Source organism: Nitratifractor salsuginis DSM 16511 (genome assembly GCF_000186245.1).
Lineage (GTDB): Bacteria > Campylobacterota > Campylobacteria > Campylobacterales > Sulfurovaceae > Nitratifractor > Nitratifractor salsuginis.
The window spans coordinates 1,237,351-1,262,360 of record NC_014935.1 but is presented as its reverse complement, the minus strand read 5'-3'; the positions used below and the strand labels follow the sequence as shown (position 1 = coordinate 1,262,360).

26 protein-coding genes are annotated in these 25,010 nt (G+C 54.2%); 17 read left to right on the top strand and 9 right to left on the bottom strand.

What is annotated here, in order from left to right:
• Positions 1-14 precede the first annotated feature (14 nt).
• From serB to NITSA_RS06340, 10 genes are all read left to right on the top strand, one after another.
• Positions 15-668: a phosphoserine phosphatase SerB gene (serB, locus tag NITSA_RS06385; protein WP_281031946.1), complete on the top strand. Its 654-nt coding sequence runs from the start codon at positions 15-17 to the stop codon at positions 666-668.
• Positions 669-670: 2 nt separating this feature from the next.
• A complete protein-coding gene (locus NITSA_RS06380) occupies positions 671-2,431 on the top strand; it encodes an ABC transporter ATP-binding protein (RefSeq protein ID WP_042203819.1) in 1,761 nt (586 codons plus the stop codon).
• A gap of 187 nt (positions 2,432-2,618) precedes the next feature.
• Entirely contained in the window at positions 2,619-3,386 is a 768-nt protein-coding gene (locus NITSA_RS06375; RefSeq protein WP_013554203.1) for an undecaprenyl-diphosphate phosphatase, read from the top strand.
• Positions 3,387-3,625: 239 nt separating this feature from the next.
• On the top strand, positions 3,626-5,014 hold the full coding sequence (locus NITSA_RS06370) for a DEAD/DEAH box helicase (RefSeq protein ID WP_013554202.1): 1,389 nt from the start codon (positions 3,626-3,628) through the stop codon (positions 5,012-5,014).
• A 70-nt stretch (positions 5,015-5,084) separates the two neighbouring features.
• Positions 5,085-5,336, top strand: a complete 252-nt coding sequence (locus NITSA_RS06365) for an OadG family protein (RefSeq protein WP_013554201.1) — start codon at positions 5,085-5,087, stop codon at positions 5,334-5,336.
• 2 nt (positions 5,337-5,338) lie between these two features.
• Positions 5,339-7,150, top strand: a complete 1,812-nt coding sequence (locus NITSA_RS06360) for a biotin/lipoyl-containing protein (protein WP_013554200.1) — start codon at positions 5,339-5,341, stop codon at positions 7,148-7,150.
• The gene (locus NITSA_RS06355) at positions 7,147-8,502 is read left to right on the top strand and encodes a sodium ion-translocating decarboxylase subunit beta (protein ID WP_013554199.1); all 1,356 of its coding nucleotides are present in this window, start codon (positions 7,147-7,149) and stop codon (positions 8,500-8,502) included. Before NITSA_RS06360 ends, NITSA_RS06355 begins: the two co-directional genes overlap by 4 nt.
• 46 nt (positions 8,503-8,548) lie before the next feature.
• Positions 8,549-10,132, top strand: a complete 1,584-nt coding sequence (gene pckA, locus NITSA_RS06350) for a phosphoenolpyruvate carboxykinase (ATP) (RefSeq protein ID WP_013554198.1) — start codon at positions 8,549-8,551, stop codon at positions 10,130-10,132.
• 204 nt (positions 10,133-10,336) lie between these two features.
• Positions 10,337-12,487, top strand: coding sequence for an HD domain-containing protein (locus tag NITSA_RS06345; protein ID WP_013554197.1), 2,151 nt, complete (start codon positions 10,337-10,339; stop codon positions 12,485-12,487).
• On the top strand, positions 12,480-12,776 hold the full coding sequence (locus tag NITSA_RS06340; RefSeq protein ID WP_042203814.1) for a hypothetical protein: 297 nt from the start codon (positions 12,480-12,482) through the stop codon (positions 12,774-12,776). The genes NITSA_RS06345 and NITSA_RS06340 overlap by 8 nt, the downstream gene beginning before the upstream one ends.
• Positions 12,777-12,913: 137 nt before the next feature.
• Here NITSA_RS06340 and NITSA_RS06335 read toward each other — a convergent pair whose 3' ends face one another.
• Positions 12,914-13,270 carry a type II toxin-antitoxin system PemK/MazF family toxin gene (locus NITSA_RS06335; protein ID WP_013554196.1) on the bottom strand — a complete coding sequence of 119 codons (357 nt, stop codon included), beginning with the start codon at positions 13,268-13,270 and terminating at the stop codon, positions 12,914-12,916.
• Positions 13,260-13,517: a type II toxin-antitoxin system CcdA family antitoxin gene (locus NITSA_RS06330; protein WP_013554195.1), complete on the bottom strand. Its 258-nt coding sequence runs from the start codon at positions 13,515-13,517 to the stop codon at positions 13,260-13,262. Before NITSA_RS06330 ends, NITSA_RS06335 begins: the two co-directional genes overlap by 11 nt.
• Before the next feature lie 165 nt (positions 13,518-13,682).
• On the opposite strand from NITSA_RS06330, the gene NITSA_RS06325 reads away from it, so the two are divergent.
• Both NITSA_RS06325 and NITSA_RS11110 read left to right on the top strand, forming a co-directional pair.
• The gene (locus tag NITSA_RS06325; RefSeq protein ID WP_148224950.1) at positions 13,683-13,961 is read left to right on the top strand and encodes an acylphosphatase; all 279 of its coding nucleotides are present in this window, start codon (positions 13,683-13,685) and stop codon (positions 13,959-13,961) included.
• A 9-nt stretch (positions 13,962-13,970) separates the two neighbouring features.
• Positions 13,971-14,180, top strand: coding sequence for a hypothetical protein (locus tag NITSA_RS11110; protein ID WP_013554193.1), 210 nt, complete (start codon positions 13,971-13,973; stop codon positions 14,178-14,180).
• Positions 14,181-14,322: 142 nt separating this feature from the next.
• Here NITSA_RS11110 and msrA read toward each other — a convergent pair whose 3' ends face one another.
• Both msrA and cysS read right to left on the bottom strand, forming a co-directional pair.
• Positions 14,323-14,853: a peptide-methionine (S)-S-oxide reductase MsrA gene (gene msrA / locus NITSA_RS06320; RefSeq protein WP_013554192.1), complete on the bottom strand. Its 531-nt coding sequence runs from the start codon at positions 14,851-14,853 to the stop codon at positions 14,323-14,325.
• Between the two features lie 13 nt (positions 14,854-14,866).
• A complete protein-coding gene (cysS, locus tag NITSA_RS06315; protein WP_174254513.1) occupies positions 14,867-16,273 on the bottom strand; it encodes a cysteine--tRNA ligase in 1,407 nt (468 codons plus the stop codon).
• A gap of 341 nt (positions 16,274-16,614) precedes the next feature.
• Here cysS and NITSA_RS06310 point away from each other — a divergent pair, with 341 nt between their 5' ends.
• Positions 16,615-17,379: an NYN domain-containing protein gene (locus tag NITSA_RS06310; protein WP_013554190.1), complete on the top strand. Its 765-nt coding sequence runs from the start codon at positions 16,615-16,617 to the stop codon at positions 17,377-17,379.
• Positions 17,380-17,476: 97 nt separating this feature from the next.
• On the opposite strand, the gene NITSA_RS11715 is transcribed toward NITSA_RS06310, so the two are convergent.
• On the bottom strand, positions 17,477-17,602 hold the full coding sequence (locus NITSA_RS11715; RefSeq protein ID WP_013554189.1) for a hypothetical protein: 126 nt from the start codon (positions 17,600-17,602) through the stop codon (positions 17,477-17,479).
• Between the two features lie 79 nt (positions 17,603-17,681).
• On the opposite strand from NITSA_RS11715, the gene NITSA_RS06305 reads away from it, so the two are divergent.
• The 3 genes from NITSA_RS06305 to NITSA_RS06295 are packed head-to-tail and all read left to right on the top strand — an operon-like array spanning position 17,682 to position 19,717.
• Complete coding sequence (locus NITSA_RS06305; protein ID WP_013554188.1) at positions 17,682-18,281, top strand: flavin reductase family protein; 600 nt, start codon at positions 17,682-17,684, stop codon at positions 18,279-18,281.
• 41 nt (positions 18,282-18,322) lie between these two features.
• Positions 18,323-18,952: a class I SAM-dependent methyltransferase gene (locus NITSA_RS06300; RefSeq protein ID WP_013554187.1), complete on the top strand. Its 630-nt coding sequence runs from the start codon at positions 18,323-18,325 to the stop codon at positions 18,950-18,952.
• Positions 18,953-19,003: 51 nt separating this feature from the next.
• Positions 19,004-19,717 carry a DUF434 domain-containing protein gene (locus NITSA_RS06295; protein WP_013554186.1) on the top strand — a complete coding sequence of 238 codons (714 nt, stop codon included), beginning with the start codon at positions 19,004-19,006 and terminating at the stop codon, positions 19,715-19,717.
• 68 nt (positions 19,718-19,785) lie between these two features.
• Here NITSA_RS06295 and NITSA_RS06290 read toward each other — a convergent pair whose 3' ends face one another.
• Positions 19,786-20,250: a hypothetical protein gene (locus NITSA_RS06290; protein ID WP_013554185.1), complete on the bottom strand. Its 465-nt coding sequence runs from the start codon at positions 20,248-20,250 to the stop codon at positions 19,786-19,788.
• 91 nt (positions 20,251-20,341) lie between these two features.
• Between NITSA_RS06290 and NITSA_RS06285 the strand changes: the two genes are divergently transcribed.
• Complete coding sequence (locus NITSA_RS06285; RefSeq protein WP_013554184.1) at positions 20,342-21,049, top strand: MBL fold metallo-hydrolase; 708 nt, start codon at positions 20,342-20,344, stop codon at positions 21,047-21,049.
• On the opposite strand, the gene hrpB is transcribed toward NITSA_RS06285, so the two are convergent.
• From hrpB to NITSA_RS06270, 3 genes are read right to left on the bottom strand one after another with little or no spacing between them, the layout of a single operon-like run.
• Entirely contained in the window at positions 21,044-23,524 is a 2,481-nt protein-coding gene (hrpB, locus tag NITSA_RS06280) for an ATP-dependent helicase HrpB (protein WP_013554183.1), read from the bottom strand. The genes NITSA_RS06285 and hrpB overlap by 6 nt on opposite strands.
• Entirely contained in the window at positions 23,521-24,069 is a 549-nt protein-coding gene (locus NITSA_RS06275) for a methyltransferase family protein (protein WP_013554182.1), read from the bottom strand. Before NITSA_RS06275 ends, hrpB begins: the two co-directional genes overlap by 4 nt.
• Before the next feature lie 4 nt (positions 24,070-24,073).
• Positions 24,074-25,009 carry a magnesium transporter CorA family protein gene (locus NITSA_RS06270; protein ID WP_013554181.1) on the bottom strand — a complete coding sequence of 312 codons (936 nt, stop codon included), beginning with the start codon at positions 25,007-25,009 and terminating at the stop codon, positions 24,074-24,076.
• Between the last annotated feature and the right edge of the window lies 1 nt (position 25,010).

Below are 25,010 nucleotides of genomic sequence, written 5' to 3'. Positions count from 1 at the left end.
TTGAGCAAAGAGAGCTGATGAAAAGACTGGCCGTATTCGATTTCGATTCGACACTGATGGATGGGGAAACCATCGATTTTCTCGCGGCGGAGCTTGGGCTGGAGAAAGAGGTCGCCGCCATTACCGAGCAGGCGATGGCGGGGAAGCTGGACTTCTTCAAATCCCTTCAGGCCCGAGTGGCGCTGCTGGAGGGGCTGCCCGCCGTTCGGGTCAAAGAGATCTGCGAAGGCCTCCCGCTTATGCCCGGGGCCAAAGAGGCGGTCTCGGGGCTCAAAAAGCGGGGCTACAAAGTGGTCTGCTTCTCCGGAGGCTTCCGCCAGGCGACCCACCACGCCGCGGAGGTCCTGGGTCTCGATGCCGATTTCGCCAATTATCTCCACGATGACGAAGGGATCCTCACCGGCAAGGTGGGGGGCGAAATGATGTTCGGCGACTCCAAGGGACGCATGATCGTGCGGCTGCAGAATCTCCTGGAGGTTCCTGTCGAAGAGACGGTCGTGGTGGGTGACGGGGCCAACGACCTGAGTATGTTCGCCCATGCCGCCACCCGGATTGCCTTTTGCGCCAAGCCGATCCTCAAAGAGGCGGCGACGCATACCATCGAAGAGAAAGATTTGAGTCGGGTCCTGGAGATCGTCGACAGCCTCCAAGGCAACTCCCCCTCGTGACCATGCGCTCCTGCCGGATCGAGGGATTGCTGCGCCGGGCGCTGGAGTACCGTTCGGCATTGATCCGCGGCCACATCGCGGCGGTTTTGGCGACCTTCCTTACCGTAATGATCCCCCTTTTCATCCCCATTCTCGTAGATGAGCTTCTGCTCAAGAAGAGCGATACAATGACCCATTGGGTGGCGACCCATATCCATCCGATGAGTTTGGAGGGGTATGTCTTCTTCTTCCTGGGGGTGGTGATCGTCCTGCGGGGGCTCGGCTTCCTGCTGAATGTCTATCAGGTCAAAACCTTTTTGGGGATTTCCAAGGACCTGGCCTACCGCCTGCGCCGCTCCGCCATCGGGCATCTGGAACACGTCTCTCTCAAAGAGTACGAGACCAGCTCTTCCGGAGCCATCGCTTCGCGGCTGGTGACCGATATCGCGACCGTCGATACCTTTATCGGGACCACGGTGAGCAAATTCGTCATCTCCGTGCTGACCCTGGTGTTGACCGCGGTCGTGCTTCTGATCATCGATTGGAAGCTGGCCCTTTTCATCCTGGTGACCAATCCGGTGGTGGTCTTTTTTACCGCCAAACTGGCCCGAAACGTCGGTCGGCTCAAGCGGGAGGAGAACCGGGCGGTGGAAGCATTTCAATCGGCGCTGACGGAGACTCTGGAGCTTTTTCATCAGATCCGCGCCGCGAATAAAGAGGAGTATTTCTTCTCCCGGATCATCCGGGAAGCCCTGGGGCTTCGGGACCGTTCGGTGGAGTACGGTTACAAGAGCGACCGGGCAATGCGCCTCTCTTTCCTGATCTTCCTCAGCGGTTATGAGCTCTTCCGCTCCGTCAGTATCCTGGCGGTGGCCTACGGCGGGCTGAGCGTGGGCTTGATGCTGGCGGTTTTCGGCTATCTGTGGATCATGATGACCCCCACCCAGGATGTGATCAATTTCCAATACGCCCTGGCATCCGCCCGGGCCGCCTGCAAGCGGATCAATACGATCTTCGAAATGGAACGGGAGCCGGAGGTCGCCGATCCGGTCGATCCCTTCAGCGGGAAGACGACGGTTGCCATCCGCACCGAGAACCTGGGCTTCTCTTATCGGAAAGGCCGAAAGATATTAAAAAATATTACTATGGAGATCCCCGCCGGGACCAAGGTGGCCATCGTAGGGCCCAGCGGCAGCGGCAAGACGACCCTGGCCAACCTGATCGTCGGTTTCTACCCGGTGGAGGAGGGGAGGATCCTCTATGACGAGGTCCCCCACGACCGGATCGCCCTGCCGACGATCCGGGAGCACGTGCATGTGATCCTTCAGCACCCCAAGCTCTTTAATGATACAATGCGGTTTAACCTCACGCTGGGCAGGGACGTGCCCGAAGAGAAGATCGCCGAGGCGATCCGGATCGCCCAGCTGGAGGATCTGATCGAGACCCTGGAAGCGGGGCTCGACACGATGGTCGGACGCGACGGAGTGCGACTCAGCGGCGGTCAGCGTCAGCGGGTAGCCATTGCCCGAATGATTCTGCTCGACCCGGAGGTGGTCATCTTCGATGAATCCACGTCCGCACTGGATGTGCACACCGAAGCGAAGCTTTTTGAAGCGCTGCAGGCTTATCTGGCTCCCAAAACCGTCATCACCATCGCCCACCGCCTCAGCACCATCGAAAAGGCGGAGTACGTCTTCGTCCTTGAAGACGGGCACCTGGCCGACCAGGGGAGACCCGAAGAGTTGATGGCCAAGGAAGAGGGATACTTCGCGAGGATGATTTAGCGAGGCTCTGCCTCGAATGAGGAACGAGGAGTGAGGAGTGAGGAACGCGGGAAGATTTTGGATTGAGAAAATATCCTACATAAAAATCCTGCGACGTGAGGGGCGTAGCCCCGTGCTAGCGACTTGCGATCGGAAAGTGAAAACTTAACACGTAGCACGTAGCACTTAACACAAATTAGAGAGTAAAATGGACTATTTCCAATCAATTATCATCGGAATCATCGAGGGCTTTACCGAGTTTCTACCTATCTCTTCTACGGGGCATATGATCGTGGCGGAGAAGTTTCTGGGGGTGGCTCAGAGCGATTTGACCAAGGCTTTTGACGTCATTATCCAGTTCGCCGCGATCCTGGCGGTGATGCTGGTCTATCGCGAAAAGCTGAGTTTGCGCCATCTCGAATTGTGGAAGAAGTTGATCCTGGCCTTTTTACCTCTGGGGATCGTGGGCTTCATCTTCCGACACCAGATCAAAGCGCTCTTCAGTGTGGAAGTGGTGGCCTGGATGTTCATCATCGGCGGGGTGATCTTTTTGATCGTGGAGTATTTCTACGACGAGGAGTATCCCCACCGGGTGCGGGATGTGGAAAAAGTCAGCTACCGCCAGGCGCTGGCCATCGGCATCGCCCAGGTCTTCGCCCTGATCCCCGGCACCTCCCGGGCGGGAGCGACGATCATCGGCGGGCTGCTTGCGGGGCTTGACCGCAAAGCTTCGGCGGAGTTCTCCTTTTTGCTGGCGATCCCGGTGATGGCGGCGGTGAGCGGTTTCGATCTGCTCAAACACTATCACGAGTTCGCCCAGGCTGATTGGGGGGTCTATCTGGCGGGATTCGTCACCGCCTTTGCGGTCGCCTGGATCACCATCAAACTCTTCCTGGCCTTTCTCTCCCGATTTACCTTCGTTCCCTTCGGCATCTACCGGATACTCTTCGGGGCCTTTTTGCTTTGGTACTTTTAGTGGATGGAGGATTGAGGATTGAGGATGGAAGATGGAGAATTGAGAAACTAGTAACTAGTAACTAGGAAACTAGTAACTAGTTACTAGAAATTTCTATTTAATGCCGTTAATGGTCTATGACTTTGGATTTCTTCAGTCTCTTTAGAGGGATTGAGGAGGTTCAAAAGAATGGAATCACTTCGTGAAGTCTGCTTTTGAACGAAAGAGGGGATCTGCCCCTGAACGAGAAAGGAATGTATATGACATTTAAAGATTTTGACTTGCACCCGGAGGTGGCCAAGGGAGTCCGCATCGCCGGCTTCAAAGAGCCCAGCCCGATCCAGAAAGAGGCGATCCCCATCATCCTGGAGGGGCGTGATCTGGTGGGTCAGGCCCACACCGGGACCGGAAAGACCGCAGCCTTCGGTCTGCCGATCCTCGACCGGATCGCCCGGGGAGAGATCGAGCGGGCTTTGGTAATCACCCCCACGCGGGAGTTGGCGACCCAGGTCAGCGATGAGCTTTACCATTTGGGGCGCTTCGCCGGGATCCGGACTCTGGCGGTCTATGGCGGCGTAGGCTACGGTCGGCAGATCGCTCTGATCCACCGGGGCGTGCAGATCGTCGTGGCAACCCCGGGACGGCTCAAAGACCTCTACCAGAAGGGCAAAATCGATGTCTTTAACCCCGAAGTGGTGGTTTTGGACGAGGCGGACGAGATGCTCGATATGGGCTTTCTCGACGATGTGCGGGAGATCTTCGAATACATCCCCCAAAACCGCCAGACGCTGCTTTTCTCGGCGACGATGCCCGATCCCATCAAAGAGCTCGCCGATACGCTGCTCTATGAGCCGGAGTTCATCTCCGTCGTCGGGGAAGAGACCACCAAAAACGTCGATATCGAGCAGTATTACTATGTCATCAATGAAAATCAGCGCGACGAAGCGATCGTCCGGCTGCTGGAGACGGAGAATTACGACAAAGCCCTGATCTTCTGCCGGATGAAGCGGGAGGTGGACCGCCTGGCCGAAGAACTCAAAGCCCTGGGCTTCAACGCGGCGGGGCTGCACGGCGATATCGACCAGATGGAGCGGGATGCCATCGTCAAATCCTTCCGGCGGGGAGAGACCCGGATCCTCATCGCCACCGACGTCGCGGCCCGGGGACTGGATATCAAAAACGTCACCCACGTCTTCAACTACCATATCCCCTTCGATCCCCAGAGCTATGTCCACCGCATCGGCCGGACGGGCCGGGCGGGCAAGCGGGGCCGGGCCATCACCCTGGCTTCGACGGAAGAGTTCCGGGAGCTTCAGCGCATCCGCAAAGAGGTAGGAGCCGACATGAAGCTGGCGACCCTCCAGGTAGCCGGAAGCGGCAGCATCGGCGACGAGCAGATCGAGATGCTCAGCCAAAAGCTTCAGGAGACCGCGCTGCACCCGATGGTGGACCAGGTCCTGGCCAAAATGTCCGATATGGACCAGAGTACCTTTATCAAAAAAGCGATCAGCTATATCCTGGAGACCGAAGAGTTCGACGAGAGCGATCGGATCGGCTATGACGAAGAGGAGCTCGAAGCGCTGCTCGGGGAGTTCGAAGCAACCCAGCGCCAGAGCAAAAGCGGCAAAAAGCGAAAAAGAAGACGCTAAAGAGATTCCTTAAGAGTCATAAAGGTTAATCTATCCTACAATAACCCATCGCCAACGCAAAGGAGAGGGGATGGAAGTCCATCTCGTCGAGGAGAGTATCAAGTTTATGATACTGGGGATGGGGATCGTCTTTGTCTTTCTCTATATCCTAGTGCTTTTGATGCGCCTCCAGGCTTGGATCATCGAACGCTTTTTCCCGGAAAAATCTTCAAGACAGAAGGCTGCTCCGGCGCTCAAAGCGGACGATGAAGAGGGGGCCCGGGTCGCGGCGATCGTCGCGGCGGTGGCTGAATACCGCAAAGCCCGTGCCGGAAAGGCTTGATCATGGCGAAAAAGTATATCGATGTGATGGATACCAGTTTCCGGGACGGCTTTCAGTCGGTCTTCGGCGGGCGGGTGCTGATGGAAGACTTCTTCCCCGCGGTGGAAGCGGCTCTGGAAGCGGGGATCACCCACTTCGAGTTCGGCGGGGGTGCGCGTTTCCAAACCCTCTACTTCTATCTCCGGGAAGACGCCTTCGAAATGATGGACCGTTTCCGGGAGATGGTGGGCCCCAATGTCAATCTCCAGATCCTCGCTCGGGGAATCAATACGGTGATGCTCGATACCGGCAGCCGGGAGATGATTGACCTCTTCGCCAAACTCTTCGCCAAGCACGGGACCACGACCGTGCGCAACTTCGACGCCCTGAACGATGTGCAGAACCTCCAATACAGCGGCGCCTGCGTCAAAAAGCACGGCATGGCCCACGAAGTGGTGGTGACGATGATGGATCTGCCGCCGGGCTGCAAGGGAGCGCACGATGTAGCCTTCTACGAAAAGGTGCTCCGGGAGATTCTCGAGAGTGACCTGGTCTTCGACAGTGTGGCCTTCAAAGACGCCAGCGGCACTTCCAACCCCCATAAAGTCTACGAGACGATCCGGATGGCACGGCAGCTTCTGGGAGAAGATACCCATATCCGCCTCCATACCCACGAAACGGCCGGAGTGAGTGTCGCCGGCTACCTGGCGGCTCTGGAGGGGGGCGCCAACGGTATCGACCTGGCGGCGGCACCCGTGAGCGGCGGAACTTCCCAGCCCGACATCCTGACCCTGATGCATGCCCTCAAAGGGACCGACTACGATCTGGGCGGCCTCGATCTGAACAAGGTTCGGCGCTATGAAAAGCGCTTTCGGGAGTGCCTGAAAGATTATTTCATCCCGCCCGAAGCGACCCGGGTCAATCCCATCATCCCTTTCGCCCCGATGCCCGGAGGTGCCCTCACTGCCAATACCCAGATGATGCGCGACAGCGGCAACCTCGACAAATTCGACGAAGTGATCGAAGGGATGACCGAGGTGGTGGAGAAGGGGGGCTACGGCACTTCGGTGACGCCGGTGAGTCAATTCTATTGGCAGCAGGCTTACGCCAACGTGATGTTCGGCCCCTGGAAGAAGATTGCCCCCGGATACGGCAAGATGGTGCTGGGCTATTTCGGCCGCACCCCGATGCCTCCCGATCCCGAGATCGTGGAGCTGGCCCGAGAGCAGCTCCATCTGGAACCGACCGAGGAGAATCCCCTGGATATCGCCGACCGGGACGAAAAGAAATCCATCGCCTACTGGAAAGCGGTGCTCCAGGCCGAGGGGATCGAAGCGACGGAGGAGAATATTTTCATCGCGGCGGCCTGTGACAAGAAGGGGATCGCCTACCTCAAAGGGGAATCGCCGCTGATGGTGCGCAAGGGTGCCCAAAACGAAACGAAGCAAAGCGAGGGAGCAGAGATGGCAGGGAATTACACCGTAATCGTCGACGGCAAGAAGTACAGTGTGCAGGTGAGCGAAGGGGAAGGGGAGATCACGGTCCAGCCGGCCGGGGAATCCTCCGCTTCCGCCAAAGAGAGCCCGGAGGCCAAGCCGGCGACTCCCACCGGCGGCAAAGGGACGATCGAAGTGGAGGCCCAAACTCCCGGTACCGTCTGGAAGATCCTCAAAAAACCCGGCGATCATGTCGACGAGGGGGAGCCGATTATGATCCTGGAGGCGATGAAGATGGAGATCGAAGTGGCCGCGCCCATGCAGGGGACCGTCGCCACCATCGATGTGGAACCCAACGAACAGATCGAGGAGGGGCGTCTCCTGGCGACGCTGGCATGACGATGATCCGACATCTCATCTTTCCGTTTTTGATCCTGCTGGGGACGATGCAGGTTTGGGCTTCGGGCTCTTCCGCTCAGCCCGCCGCCGCCTCGGAACTCTCCCAGGCTCCCGCCCGGGAGCTGGCCGTCAAAGAGACCCACGTCTCCAAACCCCTGACTCAGCTGCTGAAAGATTTTTTCAAGACCACCGGCATCTACGCCCTGGTCAAGCCCAAAGAGGGAGCCAAAAACGGCCAGGGGGAGGCGATGAGCCGTTTCGCCCAGAGTTGGGGGCGGATCATTATGTTTCTGGTCGTATTCGTCCTCTTCTATCTGGCGATCGTCAAAAAGTTCGAGCCGCTGCTGCTGCTTCCCATCGGCTTTGGCGGCCTGCTGGCCAACATTCCCGTGGTCAATATGACGGCGCCTGATAACTTTCTGGGCATCATCTACAATATGGGGATCGCCAACGAATTTTTCCCGCTGATCATCTTTATGGGGGTTGGGGCGATGACCGATTTCGGCCCTTTGCTCTCCAACCCGAAGACGGCCCTGCTGGGCGGAGCGGCCCAGTTCGGTATCTTCGGTTCGCTGGTGGGGGCGGCGGCCCTCTCCCAATATACGGGCCTGGTCGATTTTACCCTCAAACAGTGCGCCTCCATCTCGATTATCGGCGGGGCGGACGGGCCGACGTCGATCTTCATCGCTTCGGCGCTCTCTCCGGAGCTGCTGGGAGCCATCGCCGTGGCGGCCTACTCCTATATGGCGCTGGTCCCGGTGATCCAGCCGCCGATTATGAAGGCGCTGACGACCGAAGAGGAACGGCGGATCGTGATGCCGAGATTGCGCAAAGTGAACAAACGGGAAAAACTGATCTTTCCGCTGCTGATCGTGATGCTCTCGGCGATGCTGCTTCCGGAGTCCACCCCGCTGATCGGTGCCTTCGCCTTCGGCAACTTCGCCAAAGAGTCGGGGGTCGTCGATCGTCTCAGCCACGAGATGCAAAACTCCCTCATCAACATCACGACCATCTTTCTGGGCCTGGGTGTGGGGTCCAAGCTCCAGGCAGACAAGTTCCTGGTCCTGGATACGATGGGTATTCTCGTCATCGGGCTGGTCGCCTTCGCGGTGGGAACTGCAGCGGGAGTTTTGTTGGCCAAGCTGATGAACTACTTCAGCAAGGAACCCATCAACCCCCTCATCGGCGCGGCAGGGGTCTCCGCCGTGCCGATGGCGGCGAGGGTCGTCAGCAAAGTCGGCGCCGAGGCCCGCCCCGGCAACGTGCTGCTGATGCATGCCATGGGGCCCAATGTGGCCGGAGTGATCGGTTCGGCTGTGGCCGCCGGCGTACTGTTGTCGATCTTCAATTAAGATACGGCATAATTGCACATCATCTGCAGAGGAGATAAAAATTATCATGCAACCCAACGGATTGGACAAGCTCGACATCGAGAATATCGGGAAAGTGATCTACAACCCTGATTACGCGAAACTCGCCGAAGACGAAAAGGTCAAAGGGGAGTGTGCCTTTACCGACAACGGTACGGCTATGGTCGATACCGGGATCTTTACCGGCCGCAGTCCCAAAGACAAATACTTTGTCGAGCAGCCCCCCTCCAACGAGCATATCGCCTGGGGGTCCATCAACCAGCCTCTGACTCCCGAGATTTACCAGGAGCTTCGTGAGATTACGATGAAGCAACTCTCGGGCAAAGATCTCTACATCATCGACGCCTACGCCGGGGCCAGCCCGAGCAGCCGCAAGGCGATCCGCTTCGTCACCGAGATCGCCTGGCAGGCCCACTTCATCGAAAATATGTTCATCATGCCCAGCGAAGAGGAGCTAAAAAATTTCGAGCCCGACTTCGTGCTCTACAACGCCTGCAAAGCCACCAACCCCAAATTCAAAGAGCAGGGCCTCAACTCCGAAGTCTACGTCGCCTTCAATATCGAGCAGAACGAAGCGATCATCGGCGGTACCTGGTACGGCGGAGAGATCAAGAAGGGGATTTTCACGATGATGAACTATTGGCTCCCCTTGGAGGGCAAGCTCTCCATGCACTGCTCTGCCAACATCGGCAAAGACGATGACGTCTGCCTCTTCTTCGGCCTCTCCGGTACCGGAAAGACTACGCTTTCCACTGACCCCAACCGCCGCCTGATCGGTGACGACGAGCACGGCTGGGACGATGAGGGCGTCTTCAACTTCGAAGGGGGCTGCTACGCCAAGGTCATCAACCTCGACCCCAACAGCGAGCCCGAGATCTACAACGCCATCCGCCCCGGCGCGCTGCTCGAAAACGTCGTCGCCGACGAGCAGGGCCACGTGGACTACTCCGACGACTCCAAGACGGAGAACACCCGGGTCAGCTATCCCATCGAGCACATCGAGAACCACGAGTGCACTCTGATGGGCGGCCATCCCAAAAACATCATCTTCCTCACCGCCGACGCTTTCGGTGTGCTTCCTCCGGTGAGCAAACTGACCAAAGAGCAGGCGATGTACTACTTCCTGAGCGGCTACACCGCCAAAGTCGCCGGAACCGAGCGGGGAATCACCGAGCCGGTAGCCACCTTCAGCGCCTGCTTCGGCGAAGCCTTCCTCCCCCTGCATCCCACGGTCTATGCCGAGCTCCTGGGTAAAAAGATCGACGAGCACGATGTCAATGTCTATCTGGTCAACACCGGCTGGACCGGCGGCCCCTACGGCGTGGGTAAGCGGATGAGCATCAAAGACACCCGCGCCTGCATCAACGGCATCCTCAACGGCTCCATCAACGAAGCCGAGTTCGAAACCCTGCCGGTCTTCGACCTCCAGATCCCCAAAGCCCTCGAAGGCGTTGCCGACAACGCCGTCCTCAATCCCCGCAACACCTGGGAAGACAAAGAGGCTTACGACGAGCAGCTACGCAAACTGGCGGCGATGTTCATCGAGAACTTCAACCGCTACAACGACCGGGGGAGTGAGTTCGATTACTCTTCGGCGGGGCCGAAGCTCTAAGAGAGGGCTTCTTCTCTACTGCGTATCTTTTCTCCTTGCTGGTTCCCACGTTAAACGTGGGAACCACTACGATATTTACAATACATGAGGGCAGGCACGTTCAGCTAACCCTTATAATGTGTTTCTTTATACTTGTTTCTTTCGATTATTCAGAGAGAGATCTACCAATGATGTTTATTAAGAATAGTATATTATAATAAAAATATGAGAATCAAACATGATCCCATACATACTGATATTATATTAACGCCATTAGAGAGCAGGGTGATCAACTCGGGTCTTTTTAATCGTTTGCAATATATTATGCAGACATCAACTTCTTATTTTTCTTTCCCTTCTTTGAAACATAGTCGATATTCTCACAGTGTTGGTACAATGCATGTAGCAGGTGTCATGTTTTGTAATATTGTTAAAAATACTGATGTAGAAACTATTAACACTCTGCTCCAAAAGGTAGAAACTATTATAAACAATCATATATTGGACTCTAGAATTATTCAAGAGTTAAAAACAGGATCTGATAATTTTAAAAAAGAGCTAACAGGTTTTTGTGTCGAAAATACAAAACCTATAAACTGTGAATATTTTTATAAAAGTAACAATTCATATATTTTAAATGAAACATTAAGTATATTTAAATATTCGGATGACAGGAAGTTGTTTCTCTATCAAATTCTTCTGGAGTCTATACGAATTGTAGGGTTGCTACATGATGTTGGGCACATGCCGTTTAGCCATTTATTTGAAAACGTTTTAAAAGAGATATATGGAGACTTAATTGATTTAGATAGGAATAGTGATTTAACAGAGAAACAGAATTATTATTATGAATTACTGAAATCACTTATTGAAAATAATAAAAATAATAAAAAAATACCTATTCATGAGTTTCTTGGAGAAAAGCTTGGTTTATTGATTTTTGATGAGATACTTGATGATTGCATAGAGATAGAAGAAAAAATTATTATTTATATTATAAGAGAATTAGTCTCTATGATTTTTCAAGAAAAGGTTATAGAAGAGTTTAAATTTAAAAAATTGCATCAAATAGTTGATGGAGCCATTGATGCAGATCGTATTGATTATGTTCAAAGAGATGTATTGCATAGCGGGTTGAAAATATTGGCTTTTGATCAAAATAGGATAATTAATAATATAAAATTTGATAATAATTTTAATTTATTATTCCCAAACTTTGTTCTTTCTACTATTGAGAACTTTTTTGTTTCAAGATATGAATCTTATAATGAAATTATTTTCCATCACAAAGTAATTAGAACAAATATGTTATTGGAAGATATATTGATATATCTGATAAAAGACTATCTTGTTCAGCAAAATGACTCTACCGATAAAGCTGGTTCGCGTATTACATATCTTCTTGAAGATAATATTACAGGACTTTTTAATGTACTAGAATATGTTTTGAATAATAATATTTTGGATATGGTAAAAATGGCTTTAATAAATCAATTCGAAGAAAATTGGCTTTTAAGATTATTGAAACACTTTAGATATGAATTAGAAGAAAAAAATACAAGAAGAAATGATATTGAAAACTATTTATTGGATTGTCTAAAAGATGTTTTAGATGATGAAGAAAACTTTATTACTATATGGGATAATAAAGAATTATTCAAAGATGATTTTTTTTCATTAATGAGAAATTATTTTGATGTTAAAAACGATGATTTTATAGACGATTTTTTTTATACTTATGTATCTGTAAATAATTTAAAGGAAGATGATGAAAGTATTAAAGGAATTGTTCATAAAATAAATTCTAAATTATCAGGAAATAAAAGACTATTATACACTATCCGTGATTTCAAACTCGGCACTCCAAATGTGAAAGATAATATTAAAATTGAATATAGTGATAGTATAAGAGACTTCGAAGAGGTATCAACGGTAGATGAAAGACTTAAGAATAGATTTTTAGAAAATATGAAAATATTATTTTTCACTAACGAGGATCATGAAAAAGTTGAGGAATTAAAGAAACAACTTTTAATAGAGCTTGGGTTGCATTTTGTCAGTTTTTATAATAGTACATCTTTAGTGTATTATTTGTTAGATGAATCTATTGAATTTGTCAATGCACGAATAGATAGTGAAAACATTAAAAATACACTAATGCAAGCTATGAGAAAAGTTGAGACTTTAAAACGTTTTTTAGTACGAAAAGAAATCGATGTGACTTCAGAAAGAGGAGAAGATATAATCATGACCCAAGTGGAAAAAGTAAAAGATATAATTAATGGTTTAAGTATTGTTGAACAGATTGAGATATTCAATTTTATGTCTGAAGAAGGCTATAGTGTAATTTTAGTAAAGGAGGAAGATTATGTGTAAGGCATATGATGCTACCGCAAAATTATTTGATGAGATTTTGAGAGTAAATCTTATTAAAAAAAACAACCATTTAAGCTATGATGAATTCATACATATAATAAAAAATAACAGCTATATCAATTATCCATATGACTATTCTACTCGAGAAACAATTTTTGATAGACTGGAGTATTTGAGAGCATCAGGGGAGATTAGCCTTGATGAAGATGGAAAATACTATAGGTCACCAAGAAAACAATTTTTTCGGAAAAGGTCATTTTTTTCAAAAAGAAAAAGAGAGTTTACTTAATAATAGTGTCTCCATCGGAGATGGTTGAAATCCCTCGTTTTCATAAAGATAGAGGGGTCAGGTGATAACTGATAACATCCTTGAAGGAAGAAATATGGGAATCGGTTACTATCCAAATCTTGAAAAGCGAAAAGACTTCAAAAAAGAGGATCCAAAGTTTTCATAACCGTTTGATGAATCTTCTGAAGTAGAGTGAGCTCTATAACCCCGATCTTTTCTACAAAACGATCATCCGAGAAATTTTTAATCTGAAAGCAATCGATTGCTGAGGGCTTTGAGAGGCCGTTGGTGGAACTTGGAGTGATTGGAATCATCCAGGGGTAGTGCTCATATGAGGGCTTCCAATCGGTGACGGGAACGATGGTTTTAAGCGGGAGACGACCGATTGTATCGTGACTGATAATGATGGCCGGACGCAGTTTGGATATATCGCTACCGACTTGAGGGTAGAAACGAACCATCCACACTTCCCCCTGCTTGGCCTCAATACTCATGCAGTGATCCTCCATCTGCACCCAGCTCTTTGTTTAGCGCTTTATATTCCGAATCTTTCAAAGCCATCGAGACGCCTTTTTCCCACTTTTCCAACTCTTTTTCCCGGAGATACTTGGTTATGGCCTCGTTATAGAGACTTGAGAGTGAAACATGAAGCTCATTTTTCAAGGCAAGCAACCTCTCTTTGAGTTCAACCGAGATATTGAATGTTACCTTTTCTGTCTGTTTGCCATATGATTGTGCCATATGATTCTCCTTCCCTATATAGATGGTATATTAATACATTGCCCTGTTTTTGTCAATGCGTAAATTTGATCGGCCGGCAAAAGGCCATTTAAGACTGGTCAAAGATTTCAAAACTGATGTATAATCAAAACACTTTGAGATTCAATGGAGAGAACGGAGGTAAAGGTGGAGAGTTATCGCTTTATCGTTCACGGAAGAGTGCAGGGGGTCTTTTACCGCAAGTTCGTCGCCCAGAAGCTCAGGGCGCTGGGGATCCAGGGCTATGTGCGCAATCTGCCCGATGGGACGGTGGAGGTGGTGGCGCGGCTCAGTGAGGATCAGCTCGATGCGGTGCTGCAAACCCTCAAAGAAGGGTCGCCTATGAGTGAGGTGGAGGATATTACCGTGGAAGTCCTCGACGAGGACGATCTCCTCTACGACGGTTTTGAAATACGCTACGAGTAGGAGGCGAAGATGGCGAGTGGATGGGGATGCCAACATCAGACGACGCACGAGGGGATCGCCGACTGGTGCCGGCTCCTGTCGCACCCCTGCGATCCGGGGTGCAAGGGGTGTGTACTCTATGGACATAGGCTGTTTAGCGTGAGCGATACGCCCTCCAATGCTGCTTTTGAGCGGCGGAAAAAGAAAGAGCGGAGTGATAATCCTTTGGGGGATAGGTGAGCTTTTCGGGAGAGTAAAGATGATATGCTGCTTCTTATCCTCGTTTACTCTTAGGGGTAGCGACTTCAGTCGCTAAAATCAAAGCATCATCCTTCTTTACCAATGCGACTAAAGTCGCATCTGCTGGTTCATTGCACAGTCTTTAGTGCTTGACCTTCTCCGGGAATTTTTCACGTACTTTGAGGACCTTGGGGGCAACGACCACTTGGCAGTAGCCATGATGGGGGTTTTTGGCGAAGTAGTTTTGGTGATACTCTTCGGCGGGGTAGAAGTTTTTGAGGGGCTCGATCCTGGTGACGATCTTTCGCTCCAGCCCTTTTTGCACCTCGGCGGTCACTTCCTCGGCGATCTTTCTCTCTTCTTCGTTTTGGTAGAGGATGGTGGAACGGTATTGACTGCCGAAATCGGCTCCCTGGCGGTTGAGGGTGGTGGGGTCGTGGATGGCGTAGAAGATCTTCAGCAGGTCCCGGTAGCTGATCTTGCTATCGTCGTAGAGTACTTTGACCACTTCGGCGTGGCCGGTGGTGTCGGTGCAGACTTCTTTGTAGGTAGGGTTTGCAACGTGGCCGTTGGCGTAGCCGCTGATCACATCCACTACCCCGTCGACTTGCCGGAAAGCCGCATCGAGACACCAGAAACAGCCTCCGCCCAGGATCGCTTCTCTTATCGCCATTCTTGACTCCTTTTTAGAGTTTCTCCCACTTGGTCCCCTCGGGGGTATCCATCAGGGCGATCCCCTTCTCTTTAAGCTCATCCCGGATGGTGTCGGCTTTGGAGAAGTCTTTGGCCTTTTTGGCCGCGTCGCGTTCGGCGATCTTCGCTTCGATCTCCTGGCGCTCCTCCTCACTGACCCCGTGCTGGAACCAGGCGTAGGGGTCGGAGCCTCCGAAGCCCAGCAGCTCGTCGATGAAGGCGATGTTGCCCAGCAGGGTGCGTTTGAGGACTTTGTCCCTGGGGTTGGCGTCGAGGGCTTCGTTGGCGGCGGAGACCATCTCGTCCACGATGGCCAGGGCTTTGGAAGTGTTCAGGTCGTCGGCCATCGCTTCTTTGAGCGCCTGGACGAAGCCCGCTTCCGCTTCCCCGACCTTGCCGGGAGTGAGGCGTTTTTTGAGACGGTAGAGTTTGTCCAGGCGTTTTTTGGCTGCCTGGAGGTCCACTTCGTTGAAGTTGAAGTCGTTGCGGTAATGAACGCCGATGAGGTAGAAGCGCAGGAGCTCTCCCGGATAGATCGCCAGGGCGTCTTTGAGGAAAAAGCTGTTGCCCAGGCTCTTGGACATTTTTTCCCCGTCGATCTGGACGAAGCCGTTGTGCATCCAGTATTTGGCGATCTCGTGGCCCGTGGCGCAGCGGGTCTGGGCCGCTTCGTTTTCGTGGTGGGGGAAAAGAAGGTCGGCGCCGCCGCCGTGGATGTCGATGGTGTACTCTCCGTTGCCCTGGAAGTGCTTCTCGATCATCGCCGAACATTCGATATGCCAGCCGGGGCGTCCGCTGCCCAGCTCGGTGTCGAAGCAGACATCCCCCTCTCCGGAGCAGGCTTTCCAGAGGGCGAAGTCCCTGGGGTGGCGCTTTTCTCCGGTCTTGATTTCGCAGAGGCGGCTGCGGGCCTCTTCCTCGTCGCCCAGCATATGGGAGATCTCGCCGTAGTGCTCGTCTTTGCACGTATCGAAGTAGACATCCCCGCTCTCGGTGCGGTAGGCGCAGCCCTTTTCGATGAGCCCTTCTACCATCGCCTGAATGGCGTCGAGCGATTCAGTGGCTTTGGGTTCGATGTCGGCCCGGCGTACGCCCAGAGCCGCCATCTCTTCCAGGTAGCGTTGGATGTAGTAGTCGGTGAGCTCTTGGAGGCTTTGGCCCGTTTCGTTGATCTTTTTGATGATCTTGTCGTCGATGTCGGTGAAGTTCTTGGCCAGGGTTACTTTGTAGCCCAGGGACCGCAGGGTTCTCGAGAGCAGGTCGAAGCTCAGGGCGCTGCGGGCGTGGCCCAGGTGGGCTTCGTCGTAGACGGTGGGGCCGCAGACGTAGATAGAGGCTTCGCCGGGACGGATCGGTTCGAAGGGGACTTTGGCTTTTTTGACGGAATCGAAGATTTGCATTTGCATCGGCTGTTCCTGAGGGGAAAGTAATAGGGGGATTATAGCGCATAGGAAGTGGATGGAGGATTGAAGATGGAAGATGGAAAATAGAGTTGAGAGCTGAGCGTTGAGTGTTGAGGGAGATTATATGATTTTTTTCTGGTTCCCACGTTCAACGTGGGAATCCATACGGGAGACAGTGGTACAGTTTTCATATGGCGTCAAGCTTACATAGGCATTCCCACGCACGGCGTGGGAACGAGAGCAGGGCATTATGCTACTTGGGTCGGCTTCTCCGATCCGGGATGTCGCTACAATAAGAGAAAAATTCTATTTCAATAATCAAAAAGGTTTTACCAAAGATGCAAGAGAAGAAAAAACATATCGCAATGCTGATCGACTGCGACAACGCTTCCCCCTATGCCATCAAGGGGATACTCAAAGAGCTTTCCAAATACGGCGAAGTGATCGTGCGGCAAGCCTACGGCAACTGGAACAGCCAGCAGTTGGCACCCTGGATGGAGCGTCTGCTGGAACATTCGATCAAACCGATCCAGCAGTTCGACTATACCAAGGGGAAGAATGCCACCGATATCGCGATGGTGATCGACGCGATGGATATTATGTACACCAAGGATCTCGACGGCTTCGCCCTGGTTACTTCCGACAGCGACTTTACCCCCTTGGCCCAGCGCCTGATGTCCAACGGCTTGACCGTCTACGGGTTTGGGGAAAAAAAGACACCCAAAGCCTTTATCAACTCCTGCAGCCAATTCATCTACACCGAGAACCTGGAAAGAGAGGAGAAGAAGTCCAAGAGCCGCACCGAAGAGGTAGTCAAGAAGAAGCGCATTACCAAAAAGAGCCCCAGCGAAGCCGAGAGTAAAATCGACCGGGTGCTGGAGGATGAGGAGTTTATCGATCTGCTCCTGACCGGCCTGCGCAAGACCGCCGGAGAGAATGGTTGGGTCAATGTCTCGGACCTGGGGCAGTACCTGAGCAACAACTCCGCCTTCAGCCCCGTCAACTACGGCTATGAAAAACTGGGAGCCCTGCTGCGCAACATCCCGTTCCTGGAGAGCAAGTTCGAGAATAACAATTCGATTATGTATGTGAGGGAGAAATGAGTGTTGAGTGCTGAGCGTTGAGGGTTGAGGAAATTTTCAGCTATTCGGTTACTCGGTTGCTCATTACTCCGTTACTCGGTTACTCGGTTATAAAAGGTTATTCCGGCGGTTGGTCGGCGAAGATGGCGATGGCATAGATGACGATCGTTGCGATCAGAATCAGGGGGATGAGGTTGATAGGGTCGCTGAGATCGACCTTGAGCAGTTCACTGATCTTTTCCATTATGACTCCTTGATCTATCATAGCATTTTGACCCGTGCGATAGGTTAGAATATCTCTCAACGCTTGACAAAGGAGTCTTATGACAATCGATTATCAAAAGATCAGTGCCTCTGATCGCTACAAGCTGATGGCCCAGTCGGTTGTGCCCCGGCCTATCGCCTGGATCGTGACCGAAGATGAGGGGGTGCTCAATGTGGCGCCTTTCAGCTACTTCACACCCCTCTCTTCAGAGCCGCCGAGTCTGGTAGTCTCCGTGGGGCATCGTCCCGACGGTACGCCCAAGGATACCCTAGCCAACATCCGCAAGCACGGCCGCTGCACCCTCTGCTTGGTTTCACCGGAGCTGCTGGAACCGATGCACTTCAGCTCCAAGGCCCTGGCTCACGATGAGAGCGAAGCCGAGCACTTTGGGATCGAAATGGAAAAGCGTTTCGAAGGATTCCCCCCGGCGGTCAAAGAGGCTCCCGTCGCCTTTGCCTGCACACTTTTGCAGGAGGTGGACCTCCCCGGTAGCAAGACCCGCCCGCTGATCCTGCAGATCGAAGCGCAGTACCTTGCCGAAGGGTGCGTGAAAGATCCCGAGCGTCTCTATCTCGACTGTAGCGGCTTGGTTGCCAGGATCGGGCCCAACTATGCTTTGATGGGGGAGAAGGTGGCGGCTCCGGAAATAGCGGAATAACCGAGTAACGGAGTAATGAGTAACCGAGGAGTGAGGCGATAATGGCGAAGATCGGGCCTTTTGAGGAGCATACCGAAGCTTACGAGGAGTGGTTTGAGAAGCATCCCGATCTCTATCGCTGGGAGATCGAGGCGATCCGGGAGCTTTTGCCTCCCTTTGAGAAAGGGGTGGAGATTGGGATCGGGACGGGGCGTTTTGCCCTGCCGTTGGGGATAAAATTTGGGATCGAGCCATCACCAAGGATGGCGGCGCTTGCCGGCAAGAAGGGGCTGGAAGTGACCCCCGGTACCGCCGAGGAGATTCCACTGCCCGATGAGAGTGTCGATTTTGTCCTGATGGTGACGACGATCTGCTTCGTGGACGATCCTCTGAAAGCTCTCAAAGAGATTCACCGGATTCTGCGTCCCGGTGGATGGGTGATCGTGGGCTTCGTGGACCGGGATACTCCCCTGGGGCGATTCTATCTGAAGCACCGGAATGAGAGCCGTTTTTACGCGCCGGCAACCTTTTTCAGTGCCGATGAGGTGGCGGAGCTTTTGCGCCGGGCGGGCTTTTCGGAGCTCAAGGCGGTGCAGACCCTCTTCGGCCCTCGGCTGGATGAGATGGAAGGCGGGGTGAAACCCGGTTACGGGGAGGGGGCCTTTGTAGTGATCCGGGGGAGGAAGGAATGAAGATGATAAATTTTGGATTTTGGATTTTGGATTGTTGAGTATGGAGGCTGGATGAGAAAGCATCGGGGGCCGGCGCCGGAGGATGTACTCTTTCGTGACGCATCCCGGCTGAAACGCCTGCGGGAGGCGGTGGCGGATTTGAGCTGGCTGCTGCGCCGGGGTTATTCGGCCAAAGCGGCGTCGGAGCTCGTGGGCAACCGCTATCAGCTCAATGCCAGAGAGCGCCTGGCCCTGAGCCACGCCAGCTGGGACCGAAGCGATCGGCCGGGCCAGGTGGCACCGGAGGAGCTCAAAGGCTCTAGGGTCTGCATCGACGGATTCAACCTCCTCATCACGCTGGAGACCGCCTTGGGGGGCGGGGTGCTGATCCGGGGAGTGGACGGCCGGATAAGGGATCTGGCGGCGGTGCATGGCAATTATGCCCTGAGGGCGGAGACGGAAGAGGCGATCCGCCTGAGCCTGGAGACACTGCAGGAGCTGGGGGTGAAGGAGAGCCTCTGGTATTTCGACCGTCCCGTCTCCAACAGCGGCCGCCTGGCGGCCCTGGTGCGAAGTATCGCCGAGGAGCTGGGTGTCAAAGCGGAGGCACGAGCGGTGGATCGAGTGGATAGCCTTCTGAAGCACTGTGATGGGATCGTCGTCACCGCCGACGCGGCGATCCTCGACAGCGGGGTGCGCTGGTTCGATCTGGCCGGTTATCTCATCGCCGGGAAGATTCCCGGGGCCTGGATCGTCGATCTGGGGAAGGGAGTGGGTAGAGAATAGTGGGTAGTGGGTAGAGGGCTTTGTCGCCTTTGAAGTGATGAATCGGTTTGCGACGTTTTTTGAGACCCTCAAGATTGGTTGCTATCGTCTTTTTTTTGGAAGTCTTTCCAGAGTTTTTGGGCGTTCTCTTTCGGCGGGGCACTTTTGGAACGGTTGTCCGCGGGGGTGACGGTGAGGTTTTTGCGGCCCAGAAGCCAGCTGGGGGGCGGGTTTTTGCTGCCGTTGGCAAAGTTCCATCCCCGGAAACTCCAGATCGGGCCGTGGCCGTTGAAGTGGAGCCGCCCCAGGGGCGTGTCGATCAGATCCCCGTCTCTGCGGGGGCAGACTTCCTGACCGTTATGGGTCAGGAGCCCGAATTTCCCTTCGCTTCGGGTTCCTTTCTGCATATACCAGACCTTTAACTCCCAGCCCCCTTTTTGATATCGGAAGTCGGGTGAGTGTTTGGGGACGGAGTCGTAATAGGGTGGGCAGGCGGCGAAAAGCCAAGCGCCCAGAAGCAGTGTGATCACCGTTACCTTTTGCTGAACATTCATCGCCGATCCTTTCTCGCTTTTTTAGGATCATAACAAATAAGCGTAAAAAGTGCTATGCTTTTTATCATCAACGATGCCAAAGGAAAAGAGAATGAAATTGACGATCCTCTTCGACAATGTCCCTTTCCGGGAAGATATGCAGCCGCTCTGGGGCTTTGCCTGTTGGGTGGAGGATGAGGGGAAGGCTCCCTGGCTCTTCGATACCGGGAGCAACGGCCGGGTGCTGCTGGCCAACGCCCAAAAAGCGGGAGCCGATCTGAGCCGTGCCGCGGCGCTGGTGATCTCCCATCCCCACTGGGATCACGTGGGCGGGATCGATTCGGTCCTGGAGATCAATTCCGGCTTGCACCTCTATCTGCCCGAGAGCCTCTCGAAACACTGGATCGAAGATTTGGAAAAGATGAGCGGCGGAGTGACGGTGGTGGGGGAAGAGCCTCAGCCGCTTTTCGACGGCGTGGTATCGACGGGCATTATGTCAGAAGTGGGAGAGCAGGCGGCGATCATCCACAGCGACAAAGGCCCCGTGGTTCTCACCGGCTGTGCCCATCCGGGGATCGTGGAGATCGTGGCGCGGGCGACGGAGCTTTGCAAAGAGCCGCTGGCCTTACTGATGGGTGGTTTTCACCTCTTTCGCAGCGACGAGGAGGAGATCGCCGAAGTGATCGAAGGGTTGATCGCCCTGGGGGTGAGGCAGGTCTGTCCGACTCACTGCACCGGCGAGCGGGCGACGGCGATGTTCAGGGAAGCCTTCGGTGAGGATTGTCTGCGCGGCGGTGTGGGGGCGGTGGTGGAGCTATAGCCCCTGGCGGTCCATCGCCTTTTTGCTCTTTTGGGTGGGCCGGGCGCTGAGGGGATCTTCGGGCCAGTAGTGTTTGGGATAGCGCCCCCGCATCTCTTTGCGCACTTCGGGATAGATCGCTTGCCAAAAGTTGACCAGATCCCGGGTCACGGCCAGGGGACGCCCGGCGGGGGAGAGGAGCCGCAATGTCAGGGGGAGACTCCCCTCCAGGATTCGTGGGGTCTGTGTCTCTCCCAGCAGCTCCTGCAGTCGCGCTTCCAGGGCGGGGGCCTTGGGCTCGCTGTAGTCGACGGGGGCCCGGGTGCCGGTGGGAAGGGTCCAAAATTCCGGCAAAAGCTTCTCCAGCTCCTGGAACCGTTCCCAGCCCAGATAGCCTTTCAACGCGGCGTTCAGATCCAAGGCTTTCAGCTCATCGAGAGAAGTGACCCCCTCCATCCAGGGCAGCAGCCACTCTTCCAGATTGTCCAGCAGCGCCTCTTCGCTCCAGTCGGGGAAGGCTTCCCCCAATTGCTCCCCGGCACAGCGGACTCGCTCGATGAGCCGGCGGGCTTTGGGGCTCGGGGCGAGAGCTAAGATGCCTTGCCGCCGGATCTCCTGGAGTAGAAGAGGCGCCGCTTTTTCGGATTCGGGTTTGGGAAGGCGTTTCTCTTCGAGGACCAATCGTCCGAAACGCAGCCGCTCCCACGCTTCGATACGGCCGCTCGCTTCGTCGAGTCGGAGTTCCTCTTCCCACTTGAGGGTTTCGGGGTAGAGGGTTTTCAGCTCCTCCAGGCTCAGGGGAGCCGCACGGAGGATCCGTCCGCTTTTCCCAACTGTGCTGCTTTCGGCTAATCCCAGGAGAGGATGGCGCGCCAGGGGATCACCAGGATCGAGGCGCAGGCCCCGGCCCGCGGCGCTGAGATACTCCCCCGCACCCTCTTCCCGACGTGCAGCCACCCGCTCTGGATAAGCCAGGGCGCAGAGGGTTCCAGTGGCCTCAAGATCGGGAGCCTCTTTGGCTTCGATGTCCAGAAGCCGCAGTAGACTCTCGTAGCGGCGCCGGAGCAGGCTGCTTCTTTCGCGTCTGAGCAGCGTGTCGAGGGCTTCGAGTGTTTCGCGCAAATCCGTGCCTTTGCCCAGAGAAGGGCGCTCCGTCAAGAGGAGGGTCAGTAAGATCCCCTCATACCCAAAGCCTAGTTCTACGGCCCGCAGGAGCATATGGGCGATGCGGGGGTGTTCCCCCAGCTTCAGGGCCCGCTCCCCGAGGGGTGTGATGCGCCCCTCTTCATCGAGCATCTCCAGTCTGCGAAGCAGGGCGTTCGCTTCCGCAAGACGTTCCGGCGAAGGGGAGTCGATCCAGGCCAGCTCCTCCGCCTCGGCTCCCCAGCGGGCCAGCTCCAGGCATAGAGGGGTCAAGTCGGCCTGGAGGATCTCCGGTGTGCTGCGGGGCGGGAGGGTTCTGTGTCGGTGCCAGAGGCGGTAGCAGACACCGGGAGCGGTGCGTCCCGCCCGTCCCGCCCGCTGCCGGGCCGAATCGGCGGCGATGGGCCGGGTGCGCATCCGCTCCATTCCCAGAGTCGTATCGTAGAAGACTTCCCGGCGATAGCCGCCGTCGACGACGATGCGGATCCCGTCGATGGTGAGGCTGGTCTCCGCGATGTTGGTAGCGAGGATCACTTTGCGTCGGCCCTCGGCGGCGGGCCGGAGCGCCTGGCGTTGTTGTTCAGGGCTCAGCCCCCCGTAGAGAGGGCAGACTTCGACCGCATCAGGGAGGGATTCCAGCGCCCGGGCACAGCGGTGGATCTCACCGGCTCCCGGCAGAAAGGTCAGGAGGGAGCCTTTATACTTCCTCAGAGCTTTTTTGACGGTGTCAGCGGTAAGCCGGGGAAGGGTCTCGGGGGTGACGAGGGGGGCGGTAGCGTCGAGGTAATGCAGGCTCACTTCGTGGCTTCGCCCTTCGCTTCGGACCAGGGGGGTCTCGGGGCCGAGCAGATGGAGGAGTTCTTCGCTCTGAAGGGTGGCCGACATGATCAAGATCCGCAGATCCTCCCGCAGGAGTTCTTGGCTTTGCAGAGCCAGGGCCAGCCCCAGATCGGCGCTGAGGGAGCGCTCGTGAAACTCGTCGAAGATCAGCAGCCCCACCGCTTCGAGCGCCGGATCCTCTTGCATCAGGCGAACAAGCATCCCCTCGGTGACCACTTCGATGCTGGTCCGGGGCCCGGTGCAAGATTCTCCCCGCATTCGGTAGCCCACCCGCTGCCCTGCCTTTTCATTCAGCGTCTCCGCCATACGGGTCGCCACGGCCCTGGCCGCCAGGCGGCGGGGTTCGAGCATCAGGATCTTTTTCCCCGCCAACCAGGGTTCATCCAGGAGCTCCAGGGGTACGATGGTGCTCTTGCCCGCGCCGGGATCGGCCTGGAGGATGACGCGATTGTGTGCTTTCAGCGCTCTTTTTAGCTCGGGCAGTACCCCGTAAATGGGGAGCAGGGGCTTCATCGGCGTTCGCGCTCCTCCGCTCTGCCGAAGAGTTTGCGCCAGCACTCCCGGGAACGGGGGATCAGAGGAGTGCGGCTGCGATAGCGGCGGTAATCGTCACCGAATTTGGCGATCGCTTCCCGCTCTTCGAGGGTCAAAATCATAATGAGAATGAAAAGCGCCTCCGCCGGAGCGACGAAAAGGATAAAAGTCGGCGAGCCCAAAAGGAGGGCCACGGCCATTGGCAGGGCCATCAATCCGAAGAGCATCGGATGGCGGGTGCAGGCGTAGATGCCGCCAGTGACCAACCGGTTGGTCTCCAGCCTCGGTAGATCGCCCTCTCGGCCGCTTCTAGCCAGCTCCCGCCCTCCGGCTGCTGCGGCGCGGAAAGAGAGGCGCAGGAGCAGGAGCCCGGCAAGGAGAGTCAGCAAATGAAAAGGAATACTGCCAAAAAGTTTGGGGAAACGGTGCAGGTCATTCGTGATGGAAATGTAGGCTCCGCCAAGGAGCATCACAAGCCAAAGCAGGATGCGGATAACGACCGAGGGGGTGGTGGAGATTTTCACCGGCTTAGATCCACTTCTGTTTCTTGAGCCAGCGGAAAATGAGCCAGGCGATGAGAATGTTGACGATCCAGACGGCCAGGTAGCCATATTTCCAGTCGAGTTCGGGCATGTATTTGAAATTCATTCCATAGTTGCCGACGATAAAGGTCAGAGGGAGGAAGATGAGGCTGATGGCCGCCAGGCGCTGCATCGCCTGGTTCATTCTATTGCTCATAAAACCCATAAGCAGGTTCTGCAGGTAGCCTGTGCGGTCGAGGTAACTTTTGGATTCGTTGATGGTGTAGGAGAGGTGCTCCTTGAGGTCGATGAATTCATATTTGAGTTTTTTGCGCACATCGACGGGAAGGTGATTGTAGATTTTGTTGATGACGTCGGTGGACTGTACCGAGAGTTTGGAAATACGGTTGAGGGTGCGCCGGGCGAAGTAGAGGTGCTTCTGGACCTCCTGCTCATCCAAATCGTCGGCGAAGATCCGATCCTCGATTTCCTCAAGCGTATCGTCGATCCGGTCGATGATCCACATCGTGTGGTCGACCATAATATCGATTACGGTATAGGTGATATATGGAAGGCTGTCGCTCTGCCTGTAGCGCCGATAGAGTTTGGCGGTGATGGCTTTGATCACCTTTTCACTGCGAGCCAGGAAGATGAAGGTGTTTTCCGTGACGATAATGACGACATTCTCATCCTGGTAGTGGAGCTCATCCTCCTCATCCCGGATGAAATATTTGAGAATGATGAGCTTGAAACGCTCGTGTTCTTCGTAGGTGATACTCTGTTCCTCACTGCGGATATCCTCGATAAAACTTTCGGGGAAATCGTGTTCACGCAGCCAGTCGAGGATGGTTTGGTTGTTGATGGTGGTGAAGATCACCTGTTTTTTGGAATCGTCGAGGACGATTTCGTCTTTTCGGTAGAGACGATCGGAAAAGAGATACATA

Excerpts from the sequence above, each read along its gene's own strand:
- NITSA_RS06370 (WP_013554202.1), top strand. The coding sequence starts at position 3,626 with ATGACATTTAAAGATTTTGACTTGCACCCGGAGGTGGCCAAGGGAGTC.
- NITSA_RS06375 (WP_013554203.1), top strand. The coding sequence starts at position 2,619 with ATGGACTATTTCCAATCAATTATCATCGGAATCATCGAGGGCTTTACC.
- NITSA_RS11110 (WP_013554193.1), top strand. The coding sequence starts at position 13,971 with ATGGCGAGTGGATGGGGATGCCAACATCAGACGACGCACGAGGGGATC.
- NITSA_RS06380 (WP_042203819.1), top strand. The coding sequence starts at position 671 with ATGCGCTCCTGCCGGATCGAGGGATTGCTGCGCCGGGCGCTGGAGTAC.
- msrA (WP_013554192.1), bottom strand. The coding sequence starts at position 14,853 with ATGGCGATAAGAGAAGCGATCCTGGGCGGAGGCTGTTTCTGGTGTCTC.
- pckA (WP_013554198.1), top strand. The coding sequence starts at position 8,549 with ATGCAACCCAACGGATTGGACAAGCTCGACATCGAGAATATCGGGAAA.
- NITSA_RS06345 (WP_013554197.1), top strand. The coding sequence starts at position 10,337 with ATGAGAATCAAACATGATCCCATACATACTGATATTATATTAACGCCA.
- NITSA_RS06290 (WP_013554185.1), bottom strand. The coding sequence starts at position 20,250 with ATGAATGTTCAGCAAAAGGTAACGGTGATCACACTGCTTCTGGGCGCT.
- NITSA_RS06310 (WP_013554190.1), top strand. The coding sequence starts at position 16,615 with ATGCAAGAGAAGAAAAAACATATCGCAATGCTGATCGACTGCGACAAC.
- NITSA_RS06295 (WP_013554186.1), top strand. The coding sequence starts at position 19,004 with ATGAGAAAGCATCGGGGGCCGGCGCCGGAGGATGTACTCTTTCGTGAC.
- NITSA_RS06360 (WP_013554200.1), top strand. The coding sequence starts at position 5,339 with ATGGCGAAAAAGTATATCGATGTGATGGATACCAGTTTCCGGGACGGC.
- NITSA_RS06300 (WP_013554187.1), top strand. The coding sequence starts at position 18,323 with ATGGCGAAGATCGGGCCTTTTGAGGAGCATACCGAAGCTTACGAGGAG.
- NITSA_RS06330 (WP_013554195.1), bottom strand. The coding sequence starts at position 13,517 with ATGGCACAATCATATGGCAAACAGACAGAAAAGGTAACATTCAATATC.
- NITSA_RS06355 (WP_013554199.1), top strand. The coding sequence starts at position 7,147 with ATGACGATGATCCGACATCTCATCTTTCCGTTTTTGATCCTGCTGGGG.
- NITSA_RS06335 (WP_013554196.1), bottom strand. The coding sequence starts at position 13,270 with ATGAGTATTGAGGCCAAGCAGGGGGAAGTGTGGATGGTTCGTTTCTAC.
- NITSA_RS06365 (WP_013554201.1), top strand. The coding sequence starts at position 5,085 with ATGGAAGTCCATCTCGTCGAGGAGAGTATCAAGTTTATGATACTGGGG.
- hrpB (WP_013554183.1), bottom strand. The coding sequence starts at position 23,524 with ATGAAGCCCCTGCTCCCCATTTACGGGGTACTGCCCGAGCTAAAAAGA.
- NITSA_RS11715 (WP_013554189.1), bottom strand. The coding sequence starts at position 17,602 with ATGGAAAAGATCAGTGAACTGCTCAAGGTCGATCTCAGCGACCCTATC.
- cysS (WP_174254513.1), bottom strand. The coding sequence starts at position 16,273 with ATGCAAATCTTCGATTCCGTCAAAAAAGCCAAAGTCCCCTTCGAACCG.
- NITSA_RS06340 (WP_042203814.1), top strand. The coding sequence starts at position 12,480 with ATGTGTAAGGCATATGATGCTACCGCAAAATTATTTGATGAGATTTTG.
- NITSA_RS06305 (WP_013554188.1), top strand. The coding sequence starts at position 17,682 with ATGACAATCGATTATCAAAAGATCAGTGCCTCTGATCGCTACAAGCTG.
- NITSA_RS06270 (WP_013554181.1), bottom strand. The coding sequence starts at position 25,009 with ATGTATCTCTTTTCCGATCGTCTCTACCGAAAAGACGAAATCGTCCTC.
- NITSA_RS06285 (WP_013554184.1), top strand. The coding sequence starts at position 20,342 with ATGAAATTGACGATCCTCTTCGACAATGTCCCTTTCCGGGAAGATATG.